The 23,988-nt window shown below is 55.7% G+C and carries 21 protein-coding genes; 9 read left to right on the top strand and 12 right to left on the bottom strand.

The window, feature by feature from the left end; all coding sequences use genetic code 11:
• Positions 1-90: 90 nt before the first annotated feature.
• A complete protein-coding gene (locus tag AAER43_RS16695) occupies positions 91-981 on the top strand; it encodes a LysR family transcriptional regulator (protein ID WP_014884784.1) in 891 nt (296 codons plus the stop codon).
• On the opposite strand, the gene AAER43_RS16690 is transcribed toward AAER43_RS16695, so the two are convergent.
• The gene (locus AAER43_RS16690) at positions 978-1,166 is read right to left on the bottom strand and encodes a YfgG family protein (protein WP_028014036.1); all 189 of its coding nucleotides are present in this window, start codon (positions 1,164-1,166) and stop codon (positions 978-980) included. The two genes, AAER43_RS16695 and AAER43_RS16690, sit on opposite strands and share 4 nt — an antisense overlap.
• A 353-nt stretch (positions 1,167-1,519) precedes the next feature.
• Between AAER43_RS16690 and AAER43_RS16685 the strand changes: the two genes are divergently transcribed.
• Positions 1,520-3,760 carry an EAL domain-containing protein gene (locus tag AAER43_RS16685; protein ID WP_050861886.1) on the top strand — a complete coding sequence of 747 codons (2,241 nt, stop codon included), beginning with the start codon at positions 1,520-1,522 and terminating at the stop codon, positions 3,758-3,760.
• Between the two features lie 4 nt (positions 3,761-3,764).
• Here AAER43_RS16685 and ppx read toward each other — a convergent pair whose 3' ends face one another.
• The 4 genes from ppx to purM form a co-directional block, all read right to left on the bottom strand.
• Positions 3,765-5,303 carry an exopolyphosphatase gene (ppx, locus tag AAER43_RS16680; RefSeq protein WP_014884781.1) on the bottom strand — a complete coding sequence of 513 codons (1,539 nt, stop codon included), beginning with the start codon at positions 5,301-5,303 and terminating at the stop codon, positions 3,765-3,767.
• A 3-nt stretch (positions 5,304-5,306) separates the two neighbouring features.
• Entirely contained in the window at positions 5,307-7,367 is a 2,061-nt protein-coding gene (ppk1, locus tag AAER43_RS16675) for a polyphosphate kinase 1 (RefSeq protein WP_014884780.1), read from the bottom strand.
• Between the two features lie 200 nt (positions 7,368-7,567).
• Positions 7,568-8,209, bottom strand: coding sequence for a phosphoribosylglycinamide formyltransferase (purN, locus tag AAER43_RS16670; protein WP_014884779.1), 642 nt, complete (start codon positions 8,207-8,209; stop codon positions 7,568-7,570).
• A complete protein-coding gene (gene purM, locus AAER43_RS16665; protein WP_023331057.1) occupies positions 8,206-9,243 on the bottom strand; it encodes a phosphoribosylformylglycinamidine cyclo-ligase in 1,038 nt (345 codons plus the stop codon). The genes purN and purM overlap by 4 nt, the downstream gene beginning before the upstream one ends.
• A gap of 266 nt (positions 9,244-9,509) precedes the next feature.
• Between purM and AAER43_RS16660 the strand changes: the two genes are divergently transcribed.
• The 4 genes from AAER43_RS16660 (at position 9,510) to AAER43_RS16645 (ending at position 13,953) form a co-directional block, all read left to right on the top strand.
• Positions 9,510-10,940, top strand: a complete 1,431-nt coding sequence (locus AAER43_RS16660; protein WP_048996840.1) for a 6-phospho-beta-glucosidase — start codon at positions 9,510-9,512, stop codon at positions 10,938-10,940.
• Positions 10,941-11,156: 216 nt separating this feature from the next.
• Positions 11,157-11,783 carry a uracil phosphoribosyltransferase gene (gene upp, locus AAER43_RS16655; protein ID WP_008501641.1) on the top strand — a complete coding sequence of 209 codons (627 nt, stop codon included), beginning with the start codon at positions 11,157-11,159 and terminating at the stop codon, positions 11,781-11,783.
• Positions 11,784-11,866: 83 nt separating this feature from the next.
• The gene (gene uraA / locus AAER43_RS16650) at positions 11,867-13,156 is read left to right on the top strand and encodes a uracil permease (protein ID WP_014884776.1); all 1,290 of its coding nucleotides are present in this window, start codon (positions 11,867-11,869) and stop codon (positions 13,154-13,156) included.
• Positions 13,157-13,251: 95 nt separating this feature from the next.
• Positions 13,252-13,953, top strand: a complete 702-nt coding sequence (locus AAER43_RS16645; RefSeq protein ID WP_213014348.1) for a DnaA inactivator Hda — start codon at positions 13,252-13,254, stop codon at positions 13,951-13,953.
• Between the two features lie 80 nt (positions 13,954-14,033).
• On the opposite strand, the gene AAER43_RS16640 is transcribed toward AAER43_RS16645, so the two are convergent.
• From AAER43_RS16640 to celB, 3 genes are read right to left on the bottom strand one after another with little or no spacing between them, the layout of a single operon-like run.
• Positions 14,034-15,452: a leucyl aminopeptidase family protein gene (locus tag AAER43_RS16640; RefSeq protein ID WP_050861887.1), complete on the bottom strand. Its 1,419-nt coding sequence runs from the start codon at positions 15,450-15,452 to the stop codon at positions 14,034-14,036.
• Positions 15,452-16,408, bottom strand: coding sequence for a N(4)-(beta-N-acetylglucosaminyl)-L-asparaginase (locus tag AAER43_RS16635; protein WP_050861888.1), 957 nt, complete (start codon positions 16,406-16,408; stop codon positions 15,452-15,454). The genes AAER43_RS16640 and AAER43_RS16635 overlap by 1 nt, the downstream gene beginning before the upstream one ends.
• 3 nt (positions 16,409-16,411) lie before the next feature.
• Positions 16,412-17,731, bottom strand: coding sequence for a PTS cellobiose transporter subunit IIC (gene celB / locus AAER43_RS16630; RefSeq protein WP_023337590.1), 1,320 nt, complete (start codon positions 17,729-17,731; stop codon positions 16,412-16,414).
• A 146-nt stretch (positions 17,732-17,877) separates the two neighbouring features.
• On the opposite strand from celB, the gene AAER43_RS16625 reads away from it, so the two are divergent.
• Positions 17,878-18,702: a transcriptional regulator gene (locus AAER43_RS16625; protein ID WP_023331052.1), complete on the top strand. Its 825-nt coding sequence runs from the start codon at positions 17,878-17,880 to the stop codon at positions 18,700-18,702.
• On the opposite strand, the gene arsC is transcribed toward AAER43_RS16625, so the two are convergent.
• Entirely contained in the window at positions 18,699-19,055 is a 357-nt protein-coding gene (gene arsC / locus AAER43_RS16620) for an arsenate reductase (glutaredoxin) (protein WP_045281130.1), read from the bottom strand. The two genes, AAER43_RS16625 and arsC, sit on opposite strands and share 4 nt — an antisense overlap.
• Positions 19,056-19,068: 13 nt before the next feature.
• Complete coding sequence (bepA, locus tag AAER43_RS16615) at positions 19,069-20,532, bottom strand: beta-barrel assembly-enhancing protease (protein ID WP_014884770.1); 1,464 nt, start codon at positions 20,530-20,532, stop codon at positions 19,069-19,071.
• Positions 20,533-20,753: 221 nt separating this feature from the next.
• Here bepA and AAER43_RS16610 point away from each other — a divergent pair, with 221 nt between their 5' ends.
• Complete coding sequence (locus AAER43_RS16610) at positions 20,754-21,818, top strand: AI-2E family transporter (RefSeq protein WP_014884769.1); 1,065 nt, start codon at positions 20,754-20,756, stop codon at positions 21,816-21,818.
• A 95-nt stretch (positions 21,819-21,913) separates the two neighbouring features.
• Here the strand turns inward: AAER43_RS16610 and bcp are convergent, their stop codons facing one another.
• Positions 21,914-22,384: a thioredoxin-dependent thiol peroxidase gene (bcp, locus tag AAER43_RS16605; RefSeq protein ID WP_050861889.1), complete on the bottom strand. Its 471-nt coding sequence runs from the start codon at positions 22,382-22,384 to the stop codon at positions 21,914-21,916.
• Complete coding sequence (locus AAER43_RS16600; protein WP_014884767.1) at positions 22,384-22,953, bottom strand: glycine cleavage system transcriptional repressor; 570 nt, start codon at positions 22,951-22,953, stop codon at positions 22,384-22,386. The genes bcp and AAER43_RS16600 overlap by 1 nt, the downstream gene beginning before the upstream one ends.
• A gap of 145 nt (positions 22,954-23,098) precedes the next feature.
• Between AAER43_RS16600 and dapA the strand changes: the two genes are divergently transcribed.
• The gene (gene dapA / locus AAER43_RS16595) at positions 23,099-23,977 is read left to right on the top strand and encodes a 4-hydroxy-tetrahydrodipicolinate synthase (protein WP_014884766.1); all 879 of its coding nucleotides are present in this window, start codon (positions 23,099-23,101) and stop codon (positions 23,975-23,977) included.
• Positions 23,978-23,988: the final 11 nt, after the last annotated feature.

Below are 23,988 nucleotides of genomic sequence, written 5' to 3'. Positions count from 1 at the left end.
CATTCCGTTATGCAGTTGTCCCCAGCATAGCGAGCGAGGTATTGTGCAAACAGGTCTGCAACCTTATGCGCGGTATAAGAGAAACTTTGAATGACGACGCTTAATCTGGGCTATCTCGCGACGTTCCGGCTGGTGATCCAGCGCGGCAGTTTTTCCGCTGCGGCGGATCTGATGGGCATTTCCCAGCCCGCTGTCAGCATGCAGGTACGTCAGCTGGAGCAGTTTTTGCAAACGCGCCTGGTGGAACGTACCGGGCGAGGCATTAAGGCGACGGCCGCCGGAGAGGCCCTGCTGGCCCACGGGGAACGCATTCAGCAGGTGGTGGATGAAACCCTCCAGTCCGTGGGTGCGTTCAGACACGATGTTAGCGGGACCATTACGCTTGGCACGGGGGCGACGGCCTGTATCCATCTTTTGCCGCCGTTACTGGAGCAACTGCGCCGCGACTATCCGCTCCTGCGGGTGGGCGTAACCACGGGCAACACGCTCGACATCGTCCGGGCTATCGAAGAGAACCGTCTCGATATGGGGCTGGTGACGCTGCCGGTCAGCGGCAAAGCGCTGGACGTCATGCCGGTGATGGACGAGGAGTTTGTCTTTATTGCTTCGCAGGCGCAGCAGGACGCTTTCAGGCACTTAACCCCGGAGGTGCTCCATGCTCAGTCGCTGATCGCCTTTGAGTCAGGCAGCAGTACCCGGACGCTCATTGATGGCTGGTTTGCTGCCAGCGGATTAACGATCGCACCGGTGATGCAGCTTGGCAGCATTGAGGCGATTAAGCGTATGGTTCGCGTGGGGCTGGGCTACAGTATCGTTCCAGGAATGGCGGTAGCGCATGAGGCTGACCGTGAAGGGCTGTGCGTGATGTCGCTGACGCCCATGCTGCAGCGACAGCTGGCTATCGTAATGCGGCAGGATAAGATCCTTAGCAAAGGGATAGCAGGAATTATTCGGCTGGTGCAAAACCATCCGGCGGGCTAGCGGTCAGCGGCGTCGACGTTCAGGCTGGACTGCTGCGACTGGATCTTGTCCTGATGGTGATACCAGGCGCCAATGGAAGAGTAAACGAAGCGGCCAAAGAAAAACAGAAAGCTTATGAGCAGTATGATGCGGGTCATTCGGGTGTTAAAACGGTGTCGTTTGCGCATACGCGTGGCCTGACTCACTCTCTTTTTCCTGGGCATGCCCTTTTGGGCGATGGGGATATTAAGGCACAGCGGAAAGACAGGGTCAATTCCGCAATGTGTAAATAACCGTCAGTGTTTACATTAATTATTGTTATTGAAATTGATTGTTGCATTTACCATATTGATAATATGAGGAAAATTATTTCAAAAAAAACGCATGTAAGGCTTATTTGCATAAAATAGTTTGATTTAAGTCAACGGATTCCCGGCTCTGGTATTTAAAATCCCTCCTCCACACTGTTCGCCCTGCACATCACCGGGGCAGCGTCAGGTCAGGTTGGATGCCTGTCTTTATTTTCCCTCTGGAGTAAAAGGGGTTTAACCGGGCATCTATGAACATTTTCGCTTTTCTTAAAAACAATAAAAACCGCTGGTGGGCATTGCCGCTTATTTTGCCGGTGGGGTTACTGCCCGTGCTGAGCGTGGCGAATACGTTCACGCAGCTGGGCGACGGCATTGCGGCGCTCTATTATTTACCGCTCTCTTTTTTGCTTTCGCTGATGATGTTTTTTGGTCTGGAAGCCCTGCCCGGTATTGTACTGGCGCTGTTTATTCGCTATTACCCGTCGGTCGGGCTGTTCGAAACCGTCGCCGGTGTGTTCCATTTTATCGTCCCGTTAGTGCTCAGCTGGGGCGGCTATCGGGTTTTTGCGCCCAGACGAAATATGACGGCCTATGGCGACGTGCGGCTGATGGCGCAGCGTATGTTCTGGCAGGCCTTCTGCCCTGCGACGCTGTTTCTGGTGCTGTTCCAGTTTGCGGTGTATCTCGGCATATATGAGAGTCGTCAGAGCCTGGCGGGGCTGAACCCTTTTAATATTCGCACGCTGATCAACTATCAGGCCCTGCTGGTCAGCGGGCTGACGGGCGTGCCGCTTTGTTATCTGCTGATCCGCCTGATTCGTCATCCGCGTTATCTCAACAGTCTCATCTCGCAGATCCGTAGCCAGATAGACGCAAAAGTGACGCCCGCTGAGTTTCTGATTTGGGCTGTTGCGCTCGGCGGGCTGATTTCACTGCTGCTGCTCCCGATGAATGAAAACAGTTCCATTTTCACCACCAACTATACCCTGTCGTTGCTGATGCCGGTGATGCTCTGGGGGGCGATGCGCTTTGGCTATAAGCTGATTTCGCTTATCTGGACGCCGATACTGCTGGTGTCTATCCACTATTTTTACCGCTATATCCCAATCAACCAGGGATACGACATTCAGCTGGCGATCACCTCTTCCAGTTACCTGGTCTTTTCGTTCGTGGTGATTTACATGTCGATGCTGGCGACCCGGCAGCGCGCGGTGAACAAGCGTGCCCGCAGGCTGGCGTTACTCGACCCGGTTGTGCATATGCCTAACCTCCGGGCGCTGTCGCGCGATCTGGCGAAAAACCCGTGGTCGGCGCTCTGTTTAGTGCGTATCCCTGAGCTGGAGATTCTGGGGCGTAACTATGGCGTGTTGCTGCGCATTCAGTACAAACAGCGGCTGGCGCAATGGATTAATGCCAGGCTCCAGTCCAACGAAAAGGTTTATCACCTCACGGGCTGTGACCTGGCGATTCGCCTTAACGCGGAATCGCACCAGCAGCGGATTGAAACTCTGGACGAACATATCAAACAGTTCCGCTTTATCTGGGATGGCATACCGTTGCAGCCGCAGGTGGGCGTGAGCTACTGCTATGTACGTTCGCCCGTCAACCACCTCTATCTGGTGCTGGGCGAGCTGGGGGTAGTGGCTGACCTGTCGCTCTCCTCTAACCACCCGGAAAACCTTCAGCAACGTGGTGCCGTCCACCTGCAGCGTAGCCTGAAGGATAAAGTCGCGGTGATGAGTCGCCTGCAGCGTGCGCTGGATAACAACGAATTCACGCTGCTGGTTCAGCCCGTGCGCGGCCTGCGGGGGGACAGCTATCACGAAGTGCTGCTGCGCATGACCGATGCAAACGGGCTGTTAATCTCGCCTGAACAATTCCTGCCCGTTGCCCAGGAGTTTGGACTCTCTTCGCGGGTGGATTTGTGGGTACTGGACCACACGCTGCGCTTCCTTGCAGCGCACCGCGAGAAACTGCCCGGCCAGCGATTTGCCATTAATCTGGCCCCTTCAACGGTGTGTCGGGTGCAGTTCCCGCTCGAGGTGAGTCGTCTGCTGACCCACTATGCCATCGAGCCGTGGCAGCTGATCTTTGAAGTGACGGAGTGCAGCACCTTCTGCAACGCGGAACAGGCGCTACATATCCTCAGGCAGTTGCAGAAAATGGGGGTACGCATTGCGATTGATGATTTCGGTACCGGTTATGCGAGCTATGCGCGGCTGAAAAGCGTGAATGCCGACATTCTCAAGATTGACGGCAGCTTCATCCGTAATATCGTCAACAACAGTCTGGACTATCAGATTGTGGCGTCTATCTGCCATCTGGCACGCATGAAGAAGATGCTGGTGGTGGCGGAGTATGTCGAGACCGAAGAGATACGTAGCGCGGTTCACGCGCTAGGCATCGATTATGTGCAGGGTTATCTGATTGGCAAGCCGGTTGCGCTTGAGTCACTGGCGGAAACTGAGGCGTCCACCGCGGACGCCTGAGTCATCATGCGGCGACGTCGGCGCTCTCTTCCTTGATTTTGAGCATCCAGCCGGTGACCGCTTCCCAGTACTGCTGCTCTTTTTCCAGATCCAGCAGGACCAGCGCGTTCTGGCTGAACCAGTCGTGCGGGAAGCTCAGCGTCCAGTGGTGATCGTCGGTTGTCAGCTTCAGCGTCGGCGGCGTCGTGGTGGCCTGACGCTGGTTATTGAGCAGCACGCCCAGACGCAGCAGCTGGATGAGCGGCAGGAACTGCTTCTTCTTGAACAGCGTGAAGCGCGGCAGATCGTCGAGCTTGATGGCCTTGCGGTGATAACGCACCAGCGTCGCCATCATGGTTTGCTGCTCCTGGTTAAAGCCAGGCAGATCGCTGTTTTGCAGAATATAGGCCGAATGGCGGTGCATTCCGCTGTGATTAATGTTCAGCCCCACCTCGTGCAGCATCGCGGCCCATTTCAGCAGGGCGGCAAGCTGCGGGTGCGCGAGCTTAGGATTCTGTTCTTCCCACTGTTCGTACATCTGGACCGTTGTTTCCAGCACGCGCTTCGCCTGCTCGCGGTCGATGTTGTACTGGTTGGCCAAGCTTTGCGCGGTGCGGCTGCGAATGTCCTGATGGCGGAAGCGGCCTTCCATCTCATACAGCACGCCTTCACGCAGCGCACCGTCGGAGAGACGCAGCTCCTTAATGGCAAGCGCATCAAACACGCCGCAGAGGATAGCCAGACCCGGTACGAATACCGCCTTACGCTCGTCAGAAAGACCCGGCAGGCTAAGGGCGTCAAAACTTTTATGCTTCAGCACTTCTTCGGTCAGCAGGGTCAGGCGTTCAGGCGTGATAAACCCGTCTTTTTCACCCATCGCCAGCAGGACTTCATGCGCCGCCTTGATGGTACCCGACGCGCCCAGCGCCACGTTCCAGCCCTGAATACGGTACTGCCAGGCCAGATTTTCCAGCTTCTGGACCGCGGCCATACGCGCCCGCTGGAAGTTTTCACGGGTGATGGCGCCGCCCGGGAAATACATCTGCGCGAAGCTGACGCAGCCCATACGGCGGCTTTCCACCAGACGCGGCTCAAAGTCTTCGCCGATCACCAGTTCCGTAGAACCCCCACCAATGTCGATAACCAGCTTGCGCCCTTTTTCCGGCTGGGTGTGCTCAACACCCATGAAAATCAGACGCGCTTCCTCGTTACCGGAGATGATCTCAATCGGGTAGGGGATCACTTTTTCGGCTCGCTTGAGGAACTCCGGGGCGTTCAGCGCCTGGCGCAGCGTGTGAGTCCCCACAATGCAAACGCTGGAAGGCGAGAAGCCCTGCAGGCGCTCAGCAAACAGGGACAGGCAGTTTAAGCCGCGCTCCATCGCCTCTTCGCTCAGCATGCTGCGTTCATCAAGACCATCCGCCAGGTGTACGCGCTGCTTCAGACGACCGATGATCTGCAGCGCGCCATCCACCTCACGGGCGATGACCATGTGGAAACTGTTAGAGCCAAGATCGACCGCGGCGAATTCCTGCGGGCGTGGGGTCTTATCATTTATCGGCATAGGTTAATCGGGTTGCTCGAGTGATTTGATATAGTCGTAAATCGCCAGTTGCGACCGCACTTTACGACGATTGCCGCGCGGTACATAGCGGTTACTGAGTTCTTTGTCGATATAGCGCGCTTTCACCGTATCGCTGAACAGGATCTCGATAATGTCGAGGATACGCTGTTTCAGGCGCGGATCCAGCAGCGGGGTCGCGACTTCAATTCGATAGTCAATATTGCGCGTCATCCAGTCTGCCGAAGAGAGATAGACCTGTTTATCACCCGCATTATCGAAAATATAGACCCGATCGTGTTCCAGGTAGCGATCAACAATGCTGATAACGCGAATATTGTCGCTGATGCCTTCCAGTTCCGGGATCAGCGAGCACATGCCGCGGATGAGCAGGTTAACCGGCACGCCGGAACTGGACGCCGCATACAGACGGTCCACCAGACCTTTATCGACCAGGTTGTTAAGCTTCAGCGTGATGCCAGATGACAAACCTTTCTGGGCATTGGCGATCTCTTTATCGATCATATCGTACAGCAGGCGGCGCGAGTTCTGCGGCGAGACCAGCAGATAGTCAAAGCTCACCGGGCGGTACGGGTTCTCAATAAAGTTAAATACACGGCGCACTTCGTTAGTGATGCGGGCATCGGCGGTGAGCAGCGAGTAGTCAGTGTAAATCCGCGCCGTTTTCTCGTTGAAGTTCCCGGTTCCGATGTGGGCATAACGCACCACGTCTTCGCCCTCTTTACGGGAGATCAGGAACAGCTTGGCGTGAATTTTCAGCCCAGGCGCGGAGAAGATGACGTGCACACCCGCTTCCGTCAGACGGCGCGCCCAGTGAATGTTGGCTTCTTCATCGAAACGTGCCTGCAGCTCTACTACCACGGTCACTTTTTTGCCGTTGTGCGCCGCATGGATCATCGCGTCGATGATGCGGGAATCTTTTGCCACGCGGTAGATGTTGATTTTGATCGCCAGCACGCTCGGGTCGAAAGAGGCCTGACGCAGCAGTTCAAGCACGTGTTCAAACGTGTGGTACGGATAGTAGAGCAGGACGTCACGTTCGCGAATGGCGTCAAACCCGTTGCGGAATTTATCAAACCAGAGATGGCGCAGGCGCGGCAGCGGCTTGTTCACCAGGTTGGCTTTGCCAACGTTCGGGAAGCCAATAAAGTCTTTAAAGTTGTGGTAACGGCCACCGGGTACGATGGAGTCATAGCGCGAAATGGTCAGTTTCTCGCGCAGCATCTCCACCATGGCGTCCGGCATATCGCGCTGGTAAACAAAGCGGACCGGCTCGGCCGTCAGGCGCTGTTTCAGGCTGGAGGACATCAGCTCCATCAGGCTGGCTTCCATCTCGTGGACCAGGTCGTATTCGGCGTCACGGGTCATCTTCATCGAGTAGGCGTTTAGCGCATCGTAGTCGAAGAAGCCTTTGAAGATGTCGTCCAGACAGTAACGCAGGATGTTATCCAGCAGGATCATCGGCTTGCGTCTGCGCGGGGTTTCCGGCGGCAGGTTCACAAAGCGCGGCACCTTGTCAGACGGGATCTCCAGCAGCGCGTAGCTGATGGACTCACCGCGAATAATTTCCACGGCCAGATAGGTGTAGTCATCCTTCAGGAACTGCACCAGGTCGGTTTCGCGGTTAATCAGAATCGGGGTAATGTGCTGGCGGAGATAATGTTTGAAGTAGTGGCGCAGCCAGTTTTGTTGGTTAACGGAAAGCTGACGTTCGTTAATCAGGAAGATTTGATTGCGTGCCATCTCCAGCAGCAGTTCGTTATACAGGCCGTCAAACTCCTGATCGGCTTTCAACACGCGGGACTGGATTTTACCCAGCAGATGACGCGAGTGAGAATTTAAGCCCTGTTCTTCGCTGATGATGATCCGTCTTTTCAGCTCGGCAAAGCGAACCTTGTAGAACTCATCCAGGTTGTTGGAATAAATGCCCAAAAAACGCATGCGTTCGATCAGCGGGTTACTTTTGTCGGCCGCTTCCTGGAGTACACGTTCGTTAAATGCTAACCAGCTTAGCTCTTTCTCGATATATAACTTTTCCTGACCCATTACAGCTCACACTCCAGTTCAATCACAGGACGTGGTAAATCCGTCTCGTCCTTATTATGGCGAGCATTTCCACGATATGTCCAACAGTGCCAGAAAAGTATGACAGTTATTTTTTTTGTTGGGGATTTTAGAGAGTTGGGGGAGGCAATATCGGGTAATGCAATAAGTCGGGTAAGCGTAGCGCCACCCGACATAACAAACTACTCTTCGGCCGCATAACCCTGAGGCGGAAGCTTAACGCCGTCCAGCCAGGCTGCACCGTCGCGCATTTCAAGACGCCCGTCAACAAACCAGCTGACCACCAGCGGGTAGATGGCGTGTTCCTGGGTTTGCACGCGCTCGGTCACGTCGTCTTCGTTGTCGCCATCAAAGACCGGGACTTTCGCCTGCAGGATCACCGGGCCACCGTCCAGTTCGTCGGTGACGAAATGCACAGAGGTACCGTGCTCCTCATCGCCATTTTCCAGCACCTGACGGTGTGTGTGCAGGCCGGGATATTTTGGCAGCAGGGAAGGGTGGATATTCAGCAGTCGCCCGGCGAAGTGTTCGACAAACGCCGGGCTCAGAATACGCATATAGCCCGCCAGTACGACCACGTCCGGTGCATAGGCATCAATCTCGTTAACCAGTTCGCGGTCGAAGGCTTCACGCCCGGCGAACTGGCTGGCTTCCAGCGCGTGCGCGGGAATGCTCTCTTGCCGCGCGCGCTCAAGGCCGAACGCGTCGGCCTTGTTGCTGAATACTGCCCGAATGGTGCCGTTAATTTTCTTCTGTTTGCAGGCGTCTATGATGGCCTGCAAATTACTTCCGTTGCCGGAAATGAGCACCACGATGTTTTTCATTCAATGACCACACGCTCTTCGGAATCGGAGGCTTTAATCGTACCGATTTTCCACGCGTTTTCACCTTTCTCGGTCAACAGCTTAACCGCTTTATCGGCTTCGCTTGCTGGGAGGGCGATAACCATGCCCACGCCGCAGTTAAAGGTGCGGTACATTTCGTGAGAACTCACGTTGCCTGCGGTCTGCAGCCAGTTAAAGACTGCCGGCCACTGCCATGAGGATTCGTCGATCACCGCCTGGGTGTTATCCGGCAGGACGCGCGGAATGTTTTCCCAGAAGCCGCCGCCGGTCAGGTGAGCAATGGCGTGAACGTCAACGTTCTCGATAAGCTCCAGTACGTTTTTCACGTAGATGCGGGTCGGGGCCAGCAGATGGTCAGCCAGCGGTTTACCTTCAAGCTCAGTGGTTTGTGGGTCGCAACCGCTGACTTCGAGAATTTTGCGCACCAGAGAGTAGCCGTTGGAGTGTGGGCCGCTGGAAGCCAGCGCAATCAGCACATCACCATCAGCCACTTTGCTGCCGTCGATAATTTCTGATTTTTCTACTACACCGACGCAGAAGCCTGCGACGTCATAATCTTCGCCGTGATACATGCCAGGCATTTCCGCGGTTTCACCGCCCACCAGCGCGCAGCCGGACTGCAGACAGCCTTCGGCGATACCGTTAATGACGCTGGCTGCGGTATCCACATCCAGTTTGCCGGTCGCGTAGTAATCGAGGAAGAACAGGGGTTCTGCACCCTGAACCACCAGGTCATTCACGCACATCGCAACCAGATCGATACCGATCGTGTCGTGACGTTTTAAATCCATCGCCAGGCGCAGTTTGGTGCCTACGCCGTCAGTTCCCGAGACCAGAACAGGTTCACGATATTTTTGCGGCAGCGCGCACAGTGCGCCGAATCCACCCAGACCCCCCATCACTTCCGGGCGGCGGGTTTTTTTCACCACACCTTTGATTCGGTCAACCAGCGCATTACCTGCGTCAATATCAACACCGGCATCTTTGTAGCTGAGAGAAGTTTTGTTGGTCACGGCTCAAGTCCCCACGCGATTGCATAGCTAGTAAGAAAAATCGGCGCAATTCTAACAGTCCAGGCAAACGTTTGCGAGCCTATTCTCGGTGGAGGGATCTTTTTTTCTCTCTGGCCATTGCGGGGCAACAAACTTGACTCTGTTCACGAAAATGAAACCGGTTTCGGTGATCTGCTTGCAACGGATAACCCCTTTGCACATCATCGAACTGAAACCGGTTTCTGTAATTGTTTTTGCAGAAAATAACGCAGAATGAGGGAAAGCGAATGTCAGGATTTAAAGCAGATTTTCTGTGGGGTGGTGCCGTTGCGGCGCATCAGCTGGAAGGCGGCTGGAAAGAGGGCGGCAAGGGCGTAAGCGTTGCCGACGTCATGACGGCGGGTGCGCATGGCGTACCGCGTGAAATCACCAACGGCGTGCTGGAAGGGAAGAATTACCCTAACCATGAAGCCATTGATTTCTACCATCGTTATAAAGAAGACATCAGACTCTTTGCCGAGATGGGGTTCAAATGTTTCCGTACCTCCATCGCCTGGACGCGTATCTTCCCGAAAGGCGACGAGCGGGAGCCTAATGAGGCTGGCCTGAAATTCTATGACGATCTGTTCGACGAATGCCTGAAGTACGGCATCGAACCGGTTATTACGCTTTCTCACTTCGAGATGCCTTTCCACCTGGTGACGGAATACGGCGGCTGGCGCAACCGTAAGCTGATCGACTTTTTCGTTCGTTTTGCAAAAGTGGTCTTCCAGCGCTATCAGCATAAAGTGAAATACTGGATGACCTTCAATGAGATCAACAACCAGGCTAACTTCCACGAAGATTTTGCGCCGTTCACCAACTCCGGGTTGAAGTATGCGCCGGGTGAAGACCGTGAGCCGGTCATGTTCCAGGCCGCGCACTACGAGCTGGTGGCCAGCGCCCTGGCGGTGAAGGCGGGACGCGAAATTAATCCGTCGCTGCAGATCGGCTGCATGATTGCTATGTGTCCTATCTATCCGCTGACCTGCGCGCCGGACGATATGATGATGGCGATGAATGCGATGCACCGTCGCTACTGGTTTACCGACGTGCACGTCCGCGGTAAGTACCCGCAGCATCTGCTCAACTACTTTGAACGTCGCGGGTTCGTGCTGGATATTACCGATGAGGATAAAGCAGCGCTGCGCCAGGGTTGCGTTGATTATATCGGCTTCAGCTATTACATGTCCTTTGCCACCAAGGCGACGGCGGACAACCCGCAGCTTGATTACGACGAGAGCAAGAGCCTGGTCTCTAACCCGTATGTGCAGAAATCCGACTGGGGCTGGCAGATTGACCCGGTTGGGCTGCGCTACTCCCTGAACTGGTTCTGGGATCACTACCAGCTGCCGCTGTTCATTGTTGAAAACGGCTTTGGCGCGATTGACGTGCAAGAGAGTGACGGCACGGTAAACGATCGGTACCGCATTGATTACCTTTCTGCGCACATCCGCGAGATGAAAAAAGCGGTGGTGGAAGATGGCGTAGACCTGATGGGCTACACCCCGTGGGGCTGTATCGACCTTGTGTCTGCCGGCACCGGTGAAATGAAAAAACGCTACGGCTTTATCTTTGTAGATAAAGACAATGAAGGGAACGGCACGCTGAACCGCAGCAAGAAAAAGTCCTTCGACTGGTATAAGCAGGTGATTGCGAGCAACGGCGAGCAGCTATAATTGCCCGGTGGCGCTGCGCTTACCGGGCCTATGGGATTTGTAGGCCGGGTAAGCGTTAGCGCCACCCGGCAGAACCCCGCACCCAAGCCGGAGCCTTGCCTCCGGCTTTTTTGTCTTTGATTGACATATGTCAAGCAAGATGGGTATGGCGCAATCCGAAAAAAGCGGTATAATCCCGCGATTTTTTTGCGGATGCCACCTCAGAGGAGAAAGAGAATGAAGATTGTGGAAGTGAAACACCCACTCGTTAAACACAAGTTGGGCCTGATGCGTGAGCATGACATCAGCACGAAGCGTTTTCGCGAACTGGCTTCTGAAGTGGGCAGCCTGCTGACCTACGAAGCAACCTCTGATCTGGAAACGGAAAAAGTCACCATCGAAGGCTGGAACGGCCCGGTGCAGGTTGAGCAGATCAAAGGGAAGAAAATTACCGTCGTGCCTATCCTGCGTGCCGGTCTGGGTATGATGGAAGGCGTGCTGGAGCACGTACCAAGCGCGCGCATCAGCGTGGTCGGTATCTACCGTAATGAAGAGACGCTGGAGCCGGTTCCTTACTTCCAGAAGCTGGTGTCCAACATCGACGAACGTATGGCGCTGGTGGTTGACCCTATGCTGGCGACCGGCGGTTCAATGATCGCCACCATCGACCTGCTGAAAAAAGCGGGCTGCAGCAGCATTAAGGTGCTGGTACTCGTTGCGGCACCGGAAGGGATCGCGGCGCTGGAAAAAGCGCACCCGGACGTTGAACTGTACACCGCCTCTATCGACCAGGGTCTTAACGAGCACGGATACATCATCCCGGGGCTCGGCGATGCCGGCGATAAGATCTTTGGTACGAAATAATCGAATAACGATAAAAAAGCCGACTTTGATAGTCGGCTTTTTTTTGAATAAAACACCAACAACAAAACTCAGAGGAAAACACTATGACGCGCCGTGCTATCGGGGTGAGTGAAAGACCGCCGCTTTTACAGACTATCCCGCTTAGTTTGCAGCACCTGTTCGCCATGTTTGGCGCAACCGTGCTGGTGCCAATCCTGTTTCACATTAACCCGGCTACCGTGCTGCTGTTCAACGGCATCGGTACGCTGCTGTACCTCTTTATCTGTAAAGGCAAAATCCCGGCGTATCTCGGTTCGAGCTTCGCCTTTATCTCTCCGGTGCTATTGCTGCTGCCGCTGGGTTATGAAGTGGCGCTGGGCGGCTTTATCATGTGTGGCGTACTGTTCTGCCTGGTCTCCTTCATTGTGAAGAAAGCCGGTACCGGCTGGCTGGACGTGATGTTCCCTCCTGCAGCGATGGGCGCAATCGTTGCCGTCATCGGTCTCGAACTGGCGGGCGTGGCGGCGAATATGGCCGGTCTGCTGCCTGCGGACGGGCAATCGCCGGATTCTAAAACCATCATTATCTCGATGGTGACGCTGGGCGTGACGGTGTTTGGCTCCGTGCTGTTCCGCGGCTTTATGGCGATTATCCCGATCCTGATCGGCGTGCTGGCGGGTTATGCGCTCTCCTTCGTGATGGGCGTGGTGGATACCACGCCGATTGCCGAGGCGCACTGGTTCGCGCTGCCAACCTTCTACACCCCGCGCTTCGAGTGGTTTGCTATCTTCACCATTCTGCCCGCCGCACTGGTCGTGATTGCGGAGCACGTCGGCCACCTGGTAGTAACGGCGAACATCGTGAAGCGTGATTTAATCCGCGACCCGGGTCTGCACCGCTCCATGTTTGCGAACGGTTTCTCCACCATCATCTCTGGTTTCTTCGGATCCACGCCAAACACCACGTACGGTGAGAACATCGGCGTGATGGCAATCACCCGCGTCTACAGCACCTGGGTTATTGGCGGCGCGGCGATTATTGCCATTCTGCTCTCCTGCGTGGGTAAGCTGGCGGCAGCGATTCAGATCATCCCGGTGCCGGTCATGGGCGGCGTCTCGCTGCTGCTGTACGGGGTAATCGGTGCCTCCGGGATTCGCGTGCTGATTGAATCGAAAGTGGATTACAGCAAAGCGCAGAACCTGATCCTCACCTCGGTCATTCTGATTATCGGCGTGAGCGGTGCGAAGGTGCACATCGGTGCGGCCGAGCTGAAAGGCATGGCGCTGGCGACCATCGTCGGCGTGGGCCTGAGCCTGATTTTCAAGCTGATCTCGGTGATCCGCCCGGAAGAGGTGGTCCTGGACGCTGACGAAAGCGAAAAAGCGCCACATTGATCCTTTAACCGGGTGGACGATCCGCCCGGTTCTCTCCTTGCTGGTTCCGTGTTAAACTCCGTTCCGATTTTACGTAAGATCTGGTTGAGGTACTTCTGAACGGACCGGCACAGCTCTCTCTGCCACTCTATCTCCCTGACGATGAAACTTTTGCGAGTTTCTGGCCGGGTGATAACCCCTCTTTACTGGCTGCACTGCAAAACGTGCTGCGCCAGGAGCACAGCGGATACATCTATATCTGGTCACGCGAAGGCGCGGGGCGCAGCCACCTGTTGCATGCCGCCTGCGCGGAGCTTTCGGCGCGCGGTGATGCGGTAGGCTATGTGCCGCTGGATAAACGTACCTGGTTCGTGCCTGACGTGCTGGAGGGAATGGAACATCTCTCCTTGGTCTGCATCGATAATATCGAATGCGTGGCGGGGGATGAGCCGTGGGAAATGGCGATCTTTAACCTCTATAACCGCATTCTGGAGTCGGGCAAAACCCGACTGCTGATCACCGGCGATCGTCCACCGCGCCAGCTCAATCTTGGGTTGCCGGATCTGGCGTCACGTCTGGACTGGGGGCAAATCTACAAGCTCCAGCCGCTGTCGGATGAAGATAAGCTTCAGGCATTACAGCTGCGCGCAAAGCAGCGTGGCTTTGAGCTGCCGGAAGACGTGGGCCGTTTCCTGCTCAAGCGCCTGGACAGGGAAATGCGCACCCTGTTCGATACGCTCGATCAGCTCGACCGCGCTTCCATTACCGCCCAGCGCAAGCTGACCATTCCGTTTGTGAAAGATATCCTTAAGCTTTGAGTGTTTTCGCCCGGTGGCGCTACGCTTACCGGGCCTACAGGTGCTCTTTGTAGTCCGGGTAAGGCGCAGCCGCCACCCGGCTAAAGATCCCCCATCAGGTGTTCAACCAGAAGCGGAATCGGCCGTCCTGATGCCACGCTCCGTCCACCTTCACGCCACAGCGCCGTGCCGCTGATATCCAGATGCGCCCACGGAATGGTTGGCGGGCAGAAGTGATGCAGCAACCACGCCGCCGAGGCGCTTATCGCCGCATTGTTGGTTGGCGTGTTGCACAGATCGGCGATGGCGCTGTCGGTCTGCTTTTTCAACCGCGCATCCAGCGGCAGGGACCACACTTCGTCGCCACTCTGTTTCCCTGCCTGCGTCAGCGCACTGCGCAGCGGTTCATCCTGCGTCATTAGCCCGCTTAGCTCATACCCCAGCGCCTTCACGACTGCACCGGTTAAGGTCGCCATATCAATAATATAGCGCGCCTGCGAATGCCGCTGGCTGGCCCAGGCGATGGCATCTGCCAGCACCAGTCGACCTTCAGCATCGGTATTGTTGATTTCAACCGTGGTGCCGTTGCAGGCTGTTGCCACCGTGCCGGGCTGCATGGCATTGGGGCCGATGGCATTTTCTGCCAGTGCCAGCACGCCCATTATGCGTACGGGTAATCCCAGCTCTGCCACGGTGAGCATCAGCCCCAGCACGTTAGCCGCCCCGCACATGTCATATTTCATGGTGTACATGCCCGCACCTTCTTTTAGCCACAGACCGCCGGTATCAAAGGTGATGCCTTTTCCCACATAGCAGCGCACCGGGCCGTCGTGAGTGCCATCATAATGCATCGCCAGCAGACGTGGCGGGCAGGTGGCTCCTTTGCCGACGGCGTGCAGTAGACCCAGGCCGTGCTCAACAATCTCTTTTTCGTTGAGCACTTCGCAGCGCAGGGCGGGGAAGAGGGCGCAGAGCTTTAGTGCCTCTTCTACCACAAACTGCGGCGTACACCGGTCAGAGGGGATATCCGCCAGACGTCGTGCCGCGACCATGCCGTGCGCGATAGCCTGCTGCTGGCGGAAAACACCCTCCAGCTTCGCCTGTTGTTCCGGCAGGCAGAGGGCGGTGATATGCGCAATACGGACGTCATCGTCGGTTTTCTTTAGCTGCAAATCGCTTAGCCGGTGCGCCTGATTAAAGAGAAAACGCAGCACTTGCGCCAGCACGACGTCGTCGATATTTGTCACATCCAGCATCACATCGGGACTCACGGGTGAGGCCAGCAGCGGGCGCAGCGCCGTGAGCAATCCTTCTGTCAGGCTATCGTGCCAGAGCGCATCCGGGAGCAGCGTGATCCGGGCAAAAGGGGCGCAGCCAAAGCGGGCGTCAGCGATGCCGCTGGACTCGCGCATTTCCGCGATAAGCGCAGTTTGCGGCAAATGCGCACAGGCGGTGCGGGCGATGAAATGGCTTTGCGGCTTTGCGTCGGAAAGTGCGGTAATGAGTTGATATGTAATCATCATGACTCCTCAATCGGGGCGCGGATCCGCGTGGCATAGGCCTGCATCCATTCATCGTCTACCGCGTGATAATGCGTTTTTTCCCGCAGACGCTCTGTGCGATAAACGGTGAGAGGCTGTCGAGCCGTCGCCACCACAAACGAAAAGGTTTTGATATTCGTCGCGGCGCCGAACTCGCCCTTGTTATTCATGCACACCACGGAAAGATCGCCCGCGCGACCGAAGCGCGACATCAGCTTATCTTCCAGCTCGAACACCACTGAATCTGCGGCCTGCTGCGGCGACATACCTTGCGCCATCCGGCGAACGATTTCGTAGCTGGTGCAGCCTTTCATCAGATCTTCACCGACGCCCGTGGCGGTAGCGGCACCGGTTTCGCTGTCGCAGTAAAAGCCGGAGCCGATAATAGGGGAATCCCCAATGCGGCCGCGTTTTTTCATAAACAGGCCGCTGGTGGAGGTGGCGACGCTCATGGAACCCTGCTTATCAAGACCGATAATGCCGACGGTATCGTGTCCGTCGTACGGGCTTAAGCCTTTATCCAGCGTCTCGCGGCAGCGCTTGCGGTAGTGCTGCATGGCGCGCTCCGTGAGCATGGTTTTGTCGGCAAAGCCCTGGCTCAGTGCCCATTCACGTGCGCCCTGGCCGACCAGCAGGCTGTTGTAGCGCTGGCGGCTCAGCGCGTGCGCCACGCGCACCGGATTGGCGATATCCACCAGATTTCCTACGGCACCGAACGCCAGCGTGTCGCCGTCCATGTACGCCGCATCCAGCTCGACTTCGCCGTTTTCGGTAGGCAGCCCGCCATAGCCGACGGATTTATACAGCGGGAAGTCTTCCACGGCAGCGACGGCATCCACCACCGCTGCTGAGACCGGTTTTCCCGCCGCCAGGGCAGATGCAGATTCCGTTACGCCTTCAAGCGCCATTCGCCAGGTTGCGATAATTCCCCACATGCTTTACTCCTGTTTTGCAAGGGTGGTGTCAGTTTGCGTGACCGTGCTCAGCTCCGCAGCACGGTACTGTTTGTCCACGATACGCATGAAAGGCAGGTACAACATGGCGCCAATCAGCAGGTTGATAAGCTGCATCACGCTGCCGCTCAGGTGCCCGGTAACGATAAAACCGCTGATGACCGGTGGCAGCGTCCAGGGGATAAACACCCCGGTGGTGACGGCGACCGCGCCAATTTTCATCGCCGCATACTGCACGGTAACCAGCACCAGCGGCACCAGGTTGAACGGAATAAGCATGATCGGGTTCATGATCACTGGCAGGCCAAACAGGATCGGCTCGTTAATGTTAAACACCGACGCCCCCGCGCCGAGGCGCGCCACTTCGCGCATGTTTTTACTGCGGGCGAAAATCAGCATCGCAATCACCAGCGACAGCGTGGCGCCCGCCCCCCCCATCCAGATCATGTCAAAAAACTGTTCAGTAATAATGTGCGGCGGAGTCGTGCCCGCCTGAATGGCGGCGATGTTATCGGTCTGGTTTTCCATCCACAGCGGACGAATGATGCCGTTGATCATCGAGCCGGAGTTAATCCCCACTGACCACAGAATAGTGATGCTGAATACGGTCATCAGCGCGCCAAAGTAAGAGGTGCCGTAGTGGCGTACCGGCGTGGCGACCACCTCGTAAATGAACTGATGGATGGTGTTGTAGTGGGTATTTTCGAAGATGATGCGGATACCCAGCACCAGTATCATGACCAGCAGGGCCGGGATCAGCGCCGCGAAGGACTCCTGCACCGCAGGCGGCACGCCGTCCGGCATTTTAATGACCAGATTTTTGCGCTTTAGCCAGCAGAACAGTTCCGTCCATAGCAGCGAACCGATCATCGCCACAAACAGCCCCTTGCTGCCAATCCACTCTACCGGTATGACGGTAATGCCGCCGTTTTCCGCCACTTTGATAAACGGCGTCAGGATTAAAAATGCGACCAATGCCAGGATGCCGCAGGAGATACGGTCCTCGCCATAGTGTTCGGCCAGGCGGAAGGCGACCAGGAAGCTGATAAACAGCGACATGGTGGAGAAGACCGCATTGAACGGAATTTCGATAATCGCGCTCCAGCTCTCACCAAAGGCCTGAGACATAAACTGCTGATAGGTTTGATTCGGGAACGACGAGATGACGAGCAGAATGGAGCCGACGATGATAAATGGCATGAATGAAACGTAGGCACCACGAATGGCCCCGAGATGGCGCTGCTGGGCCGTTTTCGCCGCCAGCGGCATCAGTTTTGCTTCAAGAAATCCCAGAACATTGTTCATTGTGAACTCCGTACAAGATTGAGGGGTGTTGTTTATGTTATGTCTGTGGATTATCAGTGAAGCGCGGTGAGCGAAAGGTGAAATCGGTCACAAAGCAATCGCTTGTATAATATAAATCTCATCAGATTAGTTTCAGGAGGATTGGAATGGAAATCAAACTGCACGCCAATGCCACCACCACGCCGCGCATCCGCCGCTACCTTCAGCAGTCTGATAAAAGCGACCGGGAACTGGCCGTTGAGCTGGGGATCTCGGTCACTACCGTCAGGCGCTGGCGCAACCGCGATCGGGTTTCGGATAACCACACTACGCCAAAAGTGATACACAAAGCGCTGAGACAAGAGCAGGTTGCACTGGTTAATGCCCTGCGCGACATATCAGGTGCGCCATTAGATGAATTGCTGCAGATAGTTAACGACATCCTGGGCATCCCCGTCTCACGGGCAACGCTGAGTCGCTATCTCAAACCGGCACCCGCGAAACAAAAAGGGGCTTCGTTGCAGGGAAAAAAGGCGCTGAAAGCTGGCATCAGGCCGCATACGCTGCTGCTGTATCATCAGCCTTTGTCGCTGCATATGGATGATGGGGGCGAACAACACCTGCTCTGGGCGCGCGAACCGGTGAGCGGCTGGTGTTATGCCCGGCTCTATGCGGGTCTTTCACCGCAGTTGCTCACTACCTGGACGCGCGCGCTGCTGGAGGCCTGCCCCGCTGATATACAATCTCTTGAGACTTTCGGTTTTGAACCGACGCTGCCTGCACAAGACGTTGTTGTTAACGCTCATCCACACAAGCACAATGCGCTGCAGGTGGCGCTACCGCTCCGGGATATTATTCCGCGAGTGAATGATGAACCGGCTGGAGAGGTCGTTATCACGCTATGCGAGTTTTATAACCGGGGTAAAACGCAGAAAAAACTGGGAGAAAGTACGCCGCAGGCGTTTCTGGAAGCGCTGCGGCGTAAGGACTAGAGGATGTCGAGGACATCTTCCGGCGGACGGCCGATGCGTGCTTTACCGTTTGCCACCACAATCGGGCGCTCAATCAGCTTTGGATTCTCAACCATCGCCTGAATCAGCTGGTCTTCGCTGAGGTACGTGTCGTCCAGATTCAGTGACTTATACAGATCTTCTTTCTGGCGCATCAGTTCGCGCGCGCTGCCCATTCCCAGCATGTGCAGCAGCTGACGAAGCGTCTGCGCGTCCGGCGGTGTGTCGAGATACAACACCACGTCAGGGTCGATACCGTTAGACTTCAGCAGGCTGAGCGTGTCGCGGCTCTTAGAGCAGCGAGGGTTATGATAAATTTTTACCGCGTCTGTCATGACTTCTCCTTGATTACATCTTCTCGTACGGCTTAAAGCGTTGTTGCAGACTACGCAGCTGGTCGATACGCGCGTCGTAGCGGGCCTGTTGCAGGCTGCCGAGTTTGACCTGCGAGCTGGCACTGCTCAACAAGGAAATCGCCTGATCGAGGCGACCCGCCAGCGCCAGGCCTTCAGCACGCGCGGCCAGCTCCTGATCGCGGTTACCCAGTTGCCCCTGGGCCTGGGCGAGCAATTCCCAGCCGTTCTGGTCATCTTTATTGTTAAAGGTATAGCGGTTCAGGATGGTCACAGCCTCCGCTGGCTGACCGCCCTGTAAGTAAGCGTTAGCCAGGTTTAGCTGTAGCACCGGGTTGGTGCGTATGTCTTTCGCCCCTTTCAGGCGGTTAATCGCATCGGTGGTTTTCTTCTGCCCCAGATCGATATCCGTCGAGAGATCGAGATACCATGGGTTATTCGGATCTGCGGCCAGCAGGGGCTGCAGCGCTTTACGCGCGTCGTCGTATTTGCTGGCTTCCATCGCCTGTAATGCCTGGCCATACTGTGCGGCGTTTTTTTCACGCACGTTGCCTTTCGCCAGGGTGTCCAGCAGATCGCTGGTAAGCTGGTTACGCCCGGAGTTGTACATGCCGAGCGTTCTCACTTTCGCCATGTAGAAGTCCTGAGACGACTGCACGACGACCGGGCGCATCTGGTTGGCACGGTTACGCGCGTCCGACAAACGGCTTTCCGGTAACGGGTGGGTGAGTAAAATTTCCGGTGGACGGGAAGAGTAACGTGCCTGATCGAGCAGTTTTTCCAGGAAGCTCGGCATGGCCTGCGGGTCAAAGCCCGAACGCTGTAAAACCTGAATGCCGATACGGTCCGCTTCCTGTTCGTTTTGCTGGGTGAAGCTGATCATCCCCTGACGCGTTCCGGCCAGCGTACCGGTCAGTGCCGCCATCCCCGCCTGTGGGCTGGCCATTGCGAGCAGAATAGAACCCAGCGCGCCCACCCAGGTGAGCGGGGCATTGCGCTTCTGGTCTTCCATTGCACGCGCCAGGTGGCGCTGGGTGACGTGTGAAATTTCGTGCGCCATCACTGAAGCCAGCTGGCTTTCGTTGTCAGAGTAGCGAAATAATGCCGAATGCAGCACCACGTTCCCGCCAAAGAAGGCGAAGGCGTTAATTTCGTCGTTATTGATTAAATAGAAATGGAAGGGCGTTTTGACCGAGTCGGCGTGCGCCACCAGACGCATCCCCAGCCCGTTAATATACTGTACCAGCAACGGATCGTTAATCAGCGGGGCGCTGCCGCGCAGCTGGCGAACATAGTAATCGCCCATTTGCATCTCTTGCCCGATAGAGAGCGTGCTTCCTGCTGTGGTGCCCATGTCCGGCAATGAGTCGGACGAGTCAGCGAAAGCGGGCAACACCTGACCGACCGTCACTGCGGCAATCAGTGTTGCAACCAGTGTTTTTCTCAACTGCCTGAACATAACCACTGTCCTGTATGTTGGATGTGCTAATTTGACCGATGAACCGCCATATCGTTCATCTCTGCTGCCCTGCGAGTGTAGCTGTGTTACAGCATGAAGAAAATCCCATTCATCAGGCTTTTGCGGATTGTGACAGGGATACAAAAAGCGAAAGTCTTTTTTGTGACAGTTAGATACAATTCACCGTCTCACTCCCGCCATTCGATTCAGGGAAGGGTTGTATGCTCGAAATGTTAATGCAGTGGTACCGGCGTCGGTTCAGTGACCCGGAAGCCATTGCTTTGTTGGTTATTCTGGTTGCCGGGTTCGGTATTCTGTTCTTCTTCAGCGGCCTTCTCGCGCCTCTCCTGGTGGCGATTGTGCTGGCGTATCTGCTGGAGTGGCCAACGGCGCGCCTAGAACATATCGGTTGTTCTCGTCGCTGGGCGGCAAGCATCGTCCTGGTGCTGTTTGTCGGCATTCTGCTGTTGATGGCCTTCGTGGTGATGCCCGTGGCCTGGCAGCAGGGGATCTACCTGATCCGCGATATGCCCGGCATGTTGAATAAGCTCTCTGATTTCGCCGCCACCCTGCCGCGCCGTTATCCCGCGTTGATGGACGCTGGTATCATCGACGCGATGGCGGAAAACATGCGTGCCCGCATCATGACGATGGGCGACTCGGTGGTGAAATATTCGCTGGCCTCACTGGTGGGGCTGCTCACTCTGGCCGTTTACCTCGTGCTCGTGCCGCTGATGGTCTTCTTCCTGGTCAAAGATAAAGACCAGATGCTTAACGCCGTGCGGCGTATTTTGCCGCGCAACCGCGGGCTGGCGGGGCAGGTCTGGGAAGAGATGAACCAGCAGATCACTAACTACATTCGCGGCAAGGTGCTGGAGATGATGGTGGTGGGGGTAGCAACCTGGATTGGTTTCGTGATCTTCGGCCTCAACTACTCGCTGCTGCTGGCCGTGCTGGTGGGATTCTCGGTCCTGATTCCGTACATCGGCGCATTTGTGGTCACCATTCCGGTGGTGGGCGTCGCGCTGTTCCAGTTTGGTCTGGGGACGGAGTTCTGGAGCTGCTTCGCGGTGTACCTGATTATTCAGGGGCTTGACGGGAACCTGCTGGTACCGGTGCTGTTCTCCGAAGCGGTAAACCTGCATCCGCTGGTGATTATCTTATCCGTGGTAATTTTCGGCGGGCTGTGGGGGTTCTGGGGCGTGTTCTTTGCGATTCCGCTGGCCACGCTGATTAAAGCGGTGGTGCACGCATGGCCGGATGTACCGGCGGTGGAAGAGAAGTAGATTTTGTGCGGGCTGATGCCCTCACCCCAACCCTCTCCCACGGGAGAGGGAGCAAACATTAAAAAAGGCAACTGACGTTGCCTTTTTGCTGTTGATCAGGCGTTTGCTTTCAGCCAGTTCAACACCACGTCGTGGTGATTACTGGTTTTGAAGTCGTCAAACACATGTTCAACTTTACCGTTAGCGTCAATCAGGAAGCTGATGCGGTGAATGCCGTCATAGGTTTTACCCATAAACGTTTTCTCACCCCAGACGCCAAACTGCTCGCAAACCTGGTGGTCTTCGTCGGAAAGGAGCGTAAAGTTCAGCAGCTCTTTTTCCGCAAATCGTGACAGCTTTTCTGGTTTATCGGTGCTGATACCCAGCACTTCCACACCGACTTTTTTCAAGTCGTCCATGTTATCGCGTAAGCCGCAGGCCTGTACGGTGCAGCCGGGGGTCATGGCTTTCGGGTAGAAATAGACCAGAACACGCTGTCCCTGGAAGTCGGTCAAATTTACTTGCTCACCGTCTTGATCCGGTAAGCTAAATTTCGGTGCGATGTCACCGGCTTTCAGTGGATTCATTACTCAACTCCATCCTGTTCGTGCTGCGAATAATTGACGACGCTTATACTGCCCTGCGCGTTTAATTCTGTACAGAGGGCTTTGAACGCTTGCTCGATATTTGACGCATCCTGTGAGGCAGGGCTGTGTGCAGTGATTTGAATAAAGAGCGTGGGAACGGTGCTCTCGTCGCCCGGTTGCGTGCGGGAAACGAGCTCGGCAATGTTCATCTGATGGCTGTCGAACAGCGCGGTAAAACGCTCGATCAGATGCGGGGAATCAGTGACTTCAACCTGCACCCAGACGGTAGCGGGCATGGCCGGGCGCGGGCGCGCGGTAGTGCGTTTCATCACGATCAGCAAATCCAGCTCCGCGCCTTTCAGCGGCAGGGTGGATTCAATAAGGGTAATGGCATTCCATGTTCCGGACAGCAGCATGATAAACGTGAACTCTTCGCCGAGCATTGCCAGACGGCTGTCTTCGATATTACAGCCGCAGCTGCTCACGTGACGGGTGATGGTGTTCACGATACCCGGCCTGTCGGCACCCAGCGCAGTGATAACCAGGTAATGTTGTGATGAGGTTGTCAAACCTGTTCTTCCTTTGCATGGTTAAGTCTTCCTAAGGAAAGCATAAAAAAAACATGCATACAACCGCCTGAGGGCCTCAGGTCGCTTGCTTTTATTACAGTTCCAAACGTACCATTGAGGCTCTTGTTCGCACAGAGGATGGCTCATGTTCACGGGAAGTATTGTCGCGCTTGTAACACCGATGGATGAAAAAGGTAACGTCTGCCGGTCTAGCATGAAGAAGCTGATTGATTACCATGTCGCCAATGGAACCTCGGCGATCGTTTCGGTAGGGACTACCGGTGAATCTGCAACGCTGAGCCACGAAGAGCATGGCGATGTGGTTATGCTGACCCTGGAGCTGGCTGACGGACGTATTCCGGTCATCGCGGGGACAGGCGCTAATGCAACCGCAGAAGCGATCAGCCTGACCAAACGTTTTAATGACAGCGGCATCGTAGGCTGTCTGACGGTGACCCCTTATTACAACCGTCCTACCCAGGAAGGTTTGTTCCAGCACTTCAAAGCCATCGCTGAACATACTGACTTGCCACAAATTCTGTATAATGTGCCGTCCCGTACTGGCTGCGATATGCTGCCGGAAACCGTTGGTCGTCTCTCGGAAGTAAAAAATATTATCGGTATTAAAGAGGCGACAGGGAACTTAAGCCGCGTTCATCAGATCAAAGAGCTGGTTTCAGACGACTTTATCCTGTTGAGTGGTGATGATGCGACCGCGCTGGACTTTATGCAGCTCGGTGGTCATGGCGTGATCTCCGTAACGTCAAACGTTGCGGCGCGCGATATGGCTGAAATGTGCAAACTGGCCGCAGCCGGTCACTTTGATGAGGCACGCGTCATTAACCAGCGCCTGATGCCGCTGCACAATAAATTATTTGTCGAACCCAATCCGATCCCCGTGAAATGGGCGTGTAAGGAGTTGGGACTTGTAGCATCCGATACGCTGCGTTTGCCAATGACACCGATTACCGACCACGGTCGCGACATCGTCAGGGCAGCGCTGAAGCATGCCGGTTTGCTGTAAAGTTTAGGGAG

Source organism: Enterobacter sp. FUJ80071 (assembly GCF_038739915.1).
GTDB lineage: Bacteria > Pseudomonadota > Gammaproteobacteria > Enterobacterales > Enterobacteriaceae > Enterobacter > Enterobacter kobei.
This window is presented reverse-complemented; position numbering and strand designations above follow the sequence as displayed.

Excerpts from the sequence above, each read along its gene's own strand:
- uraA (WP_014884776.1), top strand. The coding sequence starts at position 11,867 with ATGACGCGCCGTGCTATCGGGGTGAGTGAAAGACCGCCGCTTTTACAG.
- AAER43_RS16685 (WP_050861886.1), top strand. The coding sequence starts at position 1,520 with ATGAACATTTTCGCTTTTCTTAAAAACAATAAAAACCGCTGGTGGGCA.
- purN (WP_014884779.1), bottom strand. The coding sequence starts at position 8,209 with ATGAAAAACATCGTGGTGCTCATTTCCGGCAACGGAAGTAATTTGCAG.
- celB (WP_023337590.1), bottom strand. The coding sequence starts at position 17,731 with ATGAACAATGTTCTGGGATTTCTTGAAGCAAAACTGATGCCGCTGGCG.
- AAER43_RS16695 (WP_014884784.1), top strand. The coding sequence starts at position 91 with ATGACGACGCTTAATCTGGGCTATCTCGCGACGTTCCGGCTGGTGATC.
- dapA (WP_014884766.1), top strand. The coding sequence starts at position 23,099 with ATGTTCACGGGAAGTATTGTCGCGCTTGTAACACCGATGGATGAAAAA.
- upp (WP_008501641.1), top strand. The coding sequence starts at position 11,157 with ATGAAGATTGTGGAAGTGAAACACCCACTCGTTAAACACAAGTTGGGC.
- AAER43_RS16660 (WP_048996840.1), top strand. The coding sequence starts at position 9,510 with ATGTCAGGATTTAAAGCAGATTTTCTGTGGGGTGGTGCCGTTGCGGCG.
- arsC (WP_045281130.1), bottom strand. The coding sequence starts at position 19,055 with ATGACAGACGCGGTAAAAATTTATCATAACCCTCGCTGCTCTAAGAGC.
- ppx (WP_014884781.1), bottom strand. The coding sequence starts at position 5,303 with ATGCCGATAAATGATAAGACCCCACGCCCGCAGGAATTCGCCGCGGTC.
- bcp (WP_050861889.1), bottom strand. The coding sequence starts at position 22,384 with ATGAATCCACTGAAAGCCGGTGACATCGCACCGAAATTTAGCTTACCG.
- AAER43_RS16625 (WP_023331052.1), top strand. The coding sequence starts at position 17,878 with ATGGAAATCAAACTGCACGCCAATGCCACCACCACGCCGCGCATCCGC.
- AAER43_RS16635 (WP_050861888.1), bottom strand. The coding sequence starts at position 16,408 with ATGTGGGGAATTATCGCAACCTGGCGAATGGCGCTTGAAGGCGTAACG.
- AAER43_RS16610 (WP_014884769.1), top strand. The coding sequence starts at position 20,754 with ATGCTCGAAATGTTAATGCAGTGGTACCGGCGTCGGTTCAGTGACCCG.
- bepA (WP_014884770.1), bottom strand. The coding sequence starts at position 20,532 with ATGTTCAGGCAGTTGAGAAAAACACTGGTTGCAACACTGATTGCCGCA.
- AAER43_RS16640 (WP_050861887.1), bottom strand. The coding sequence starts at position 15,452 with ATGATTACATATCAACTCATTACCGCACTTTCCGACGCAAAGCCGCAA.
- ppk1 (WP_014884780.1), bottom strand. The coding sequence starts at position 7,367 with ATGGGTCAGGAAAAGTTATATATCGAGAAAGAGCTAAGCTGGTTAGCA.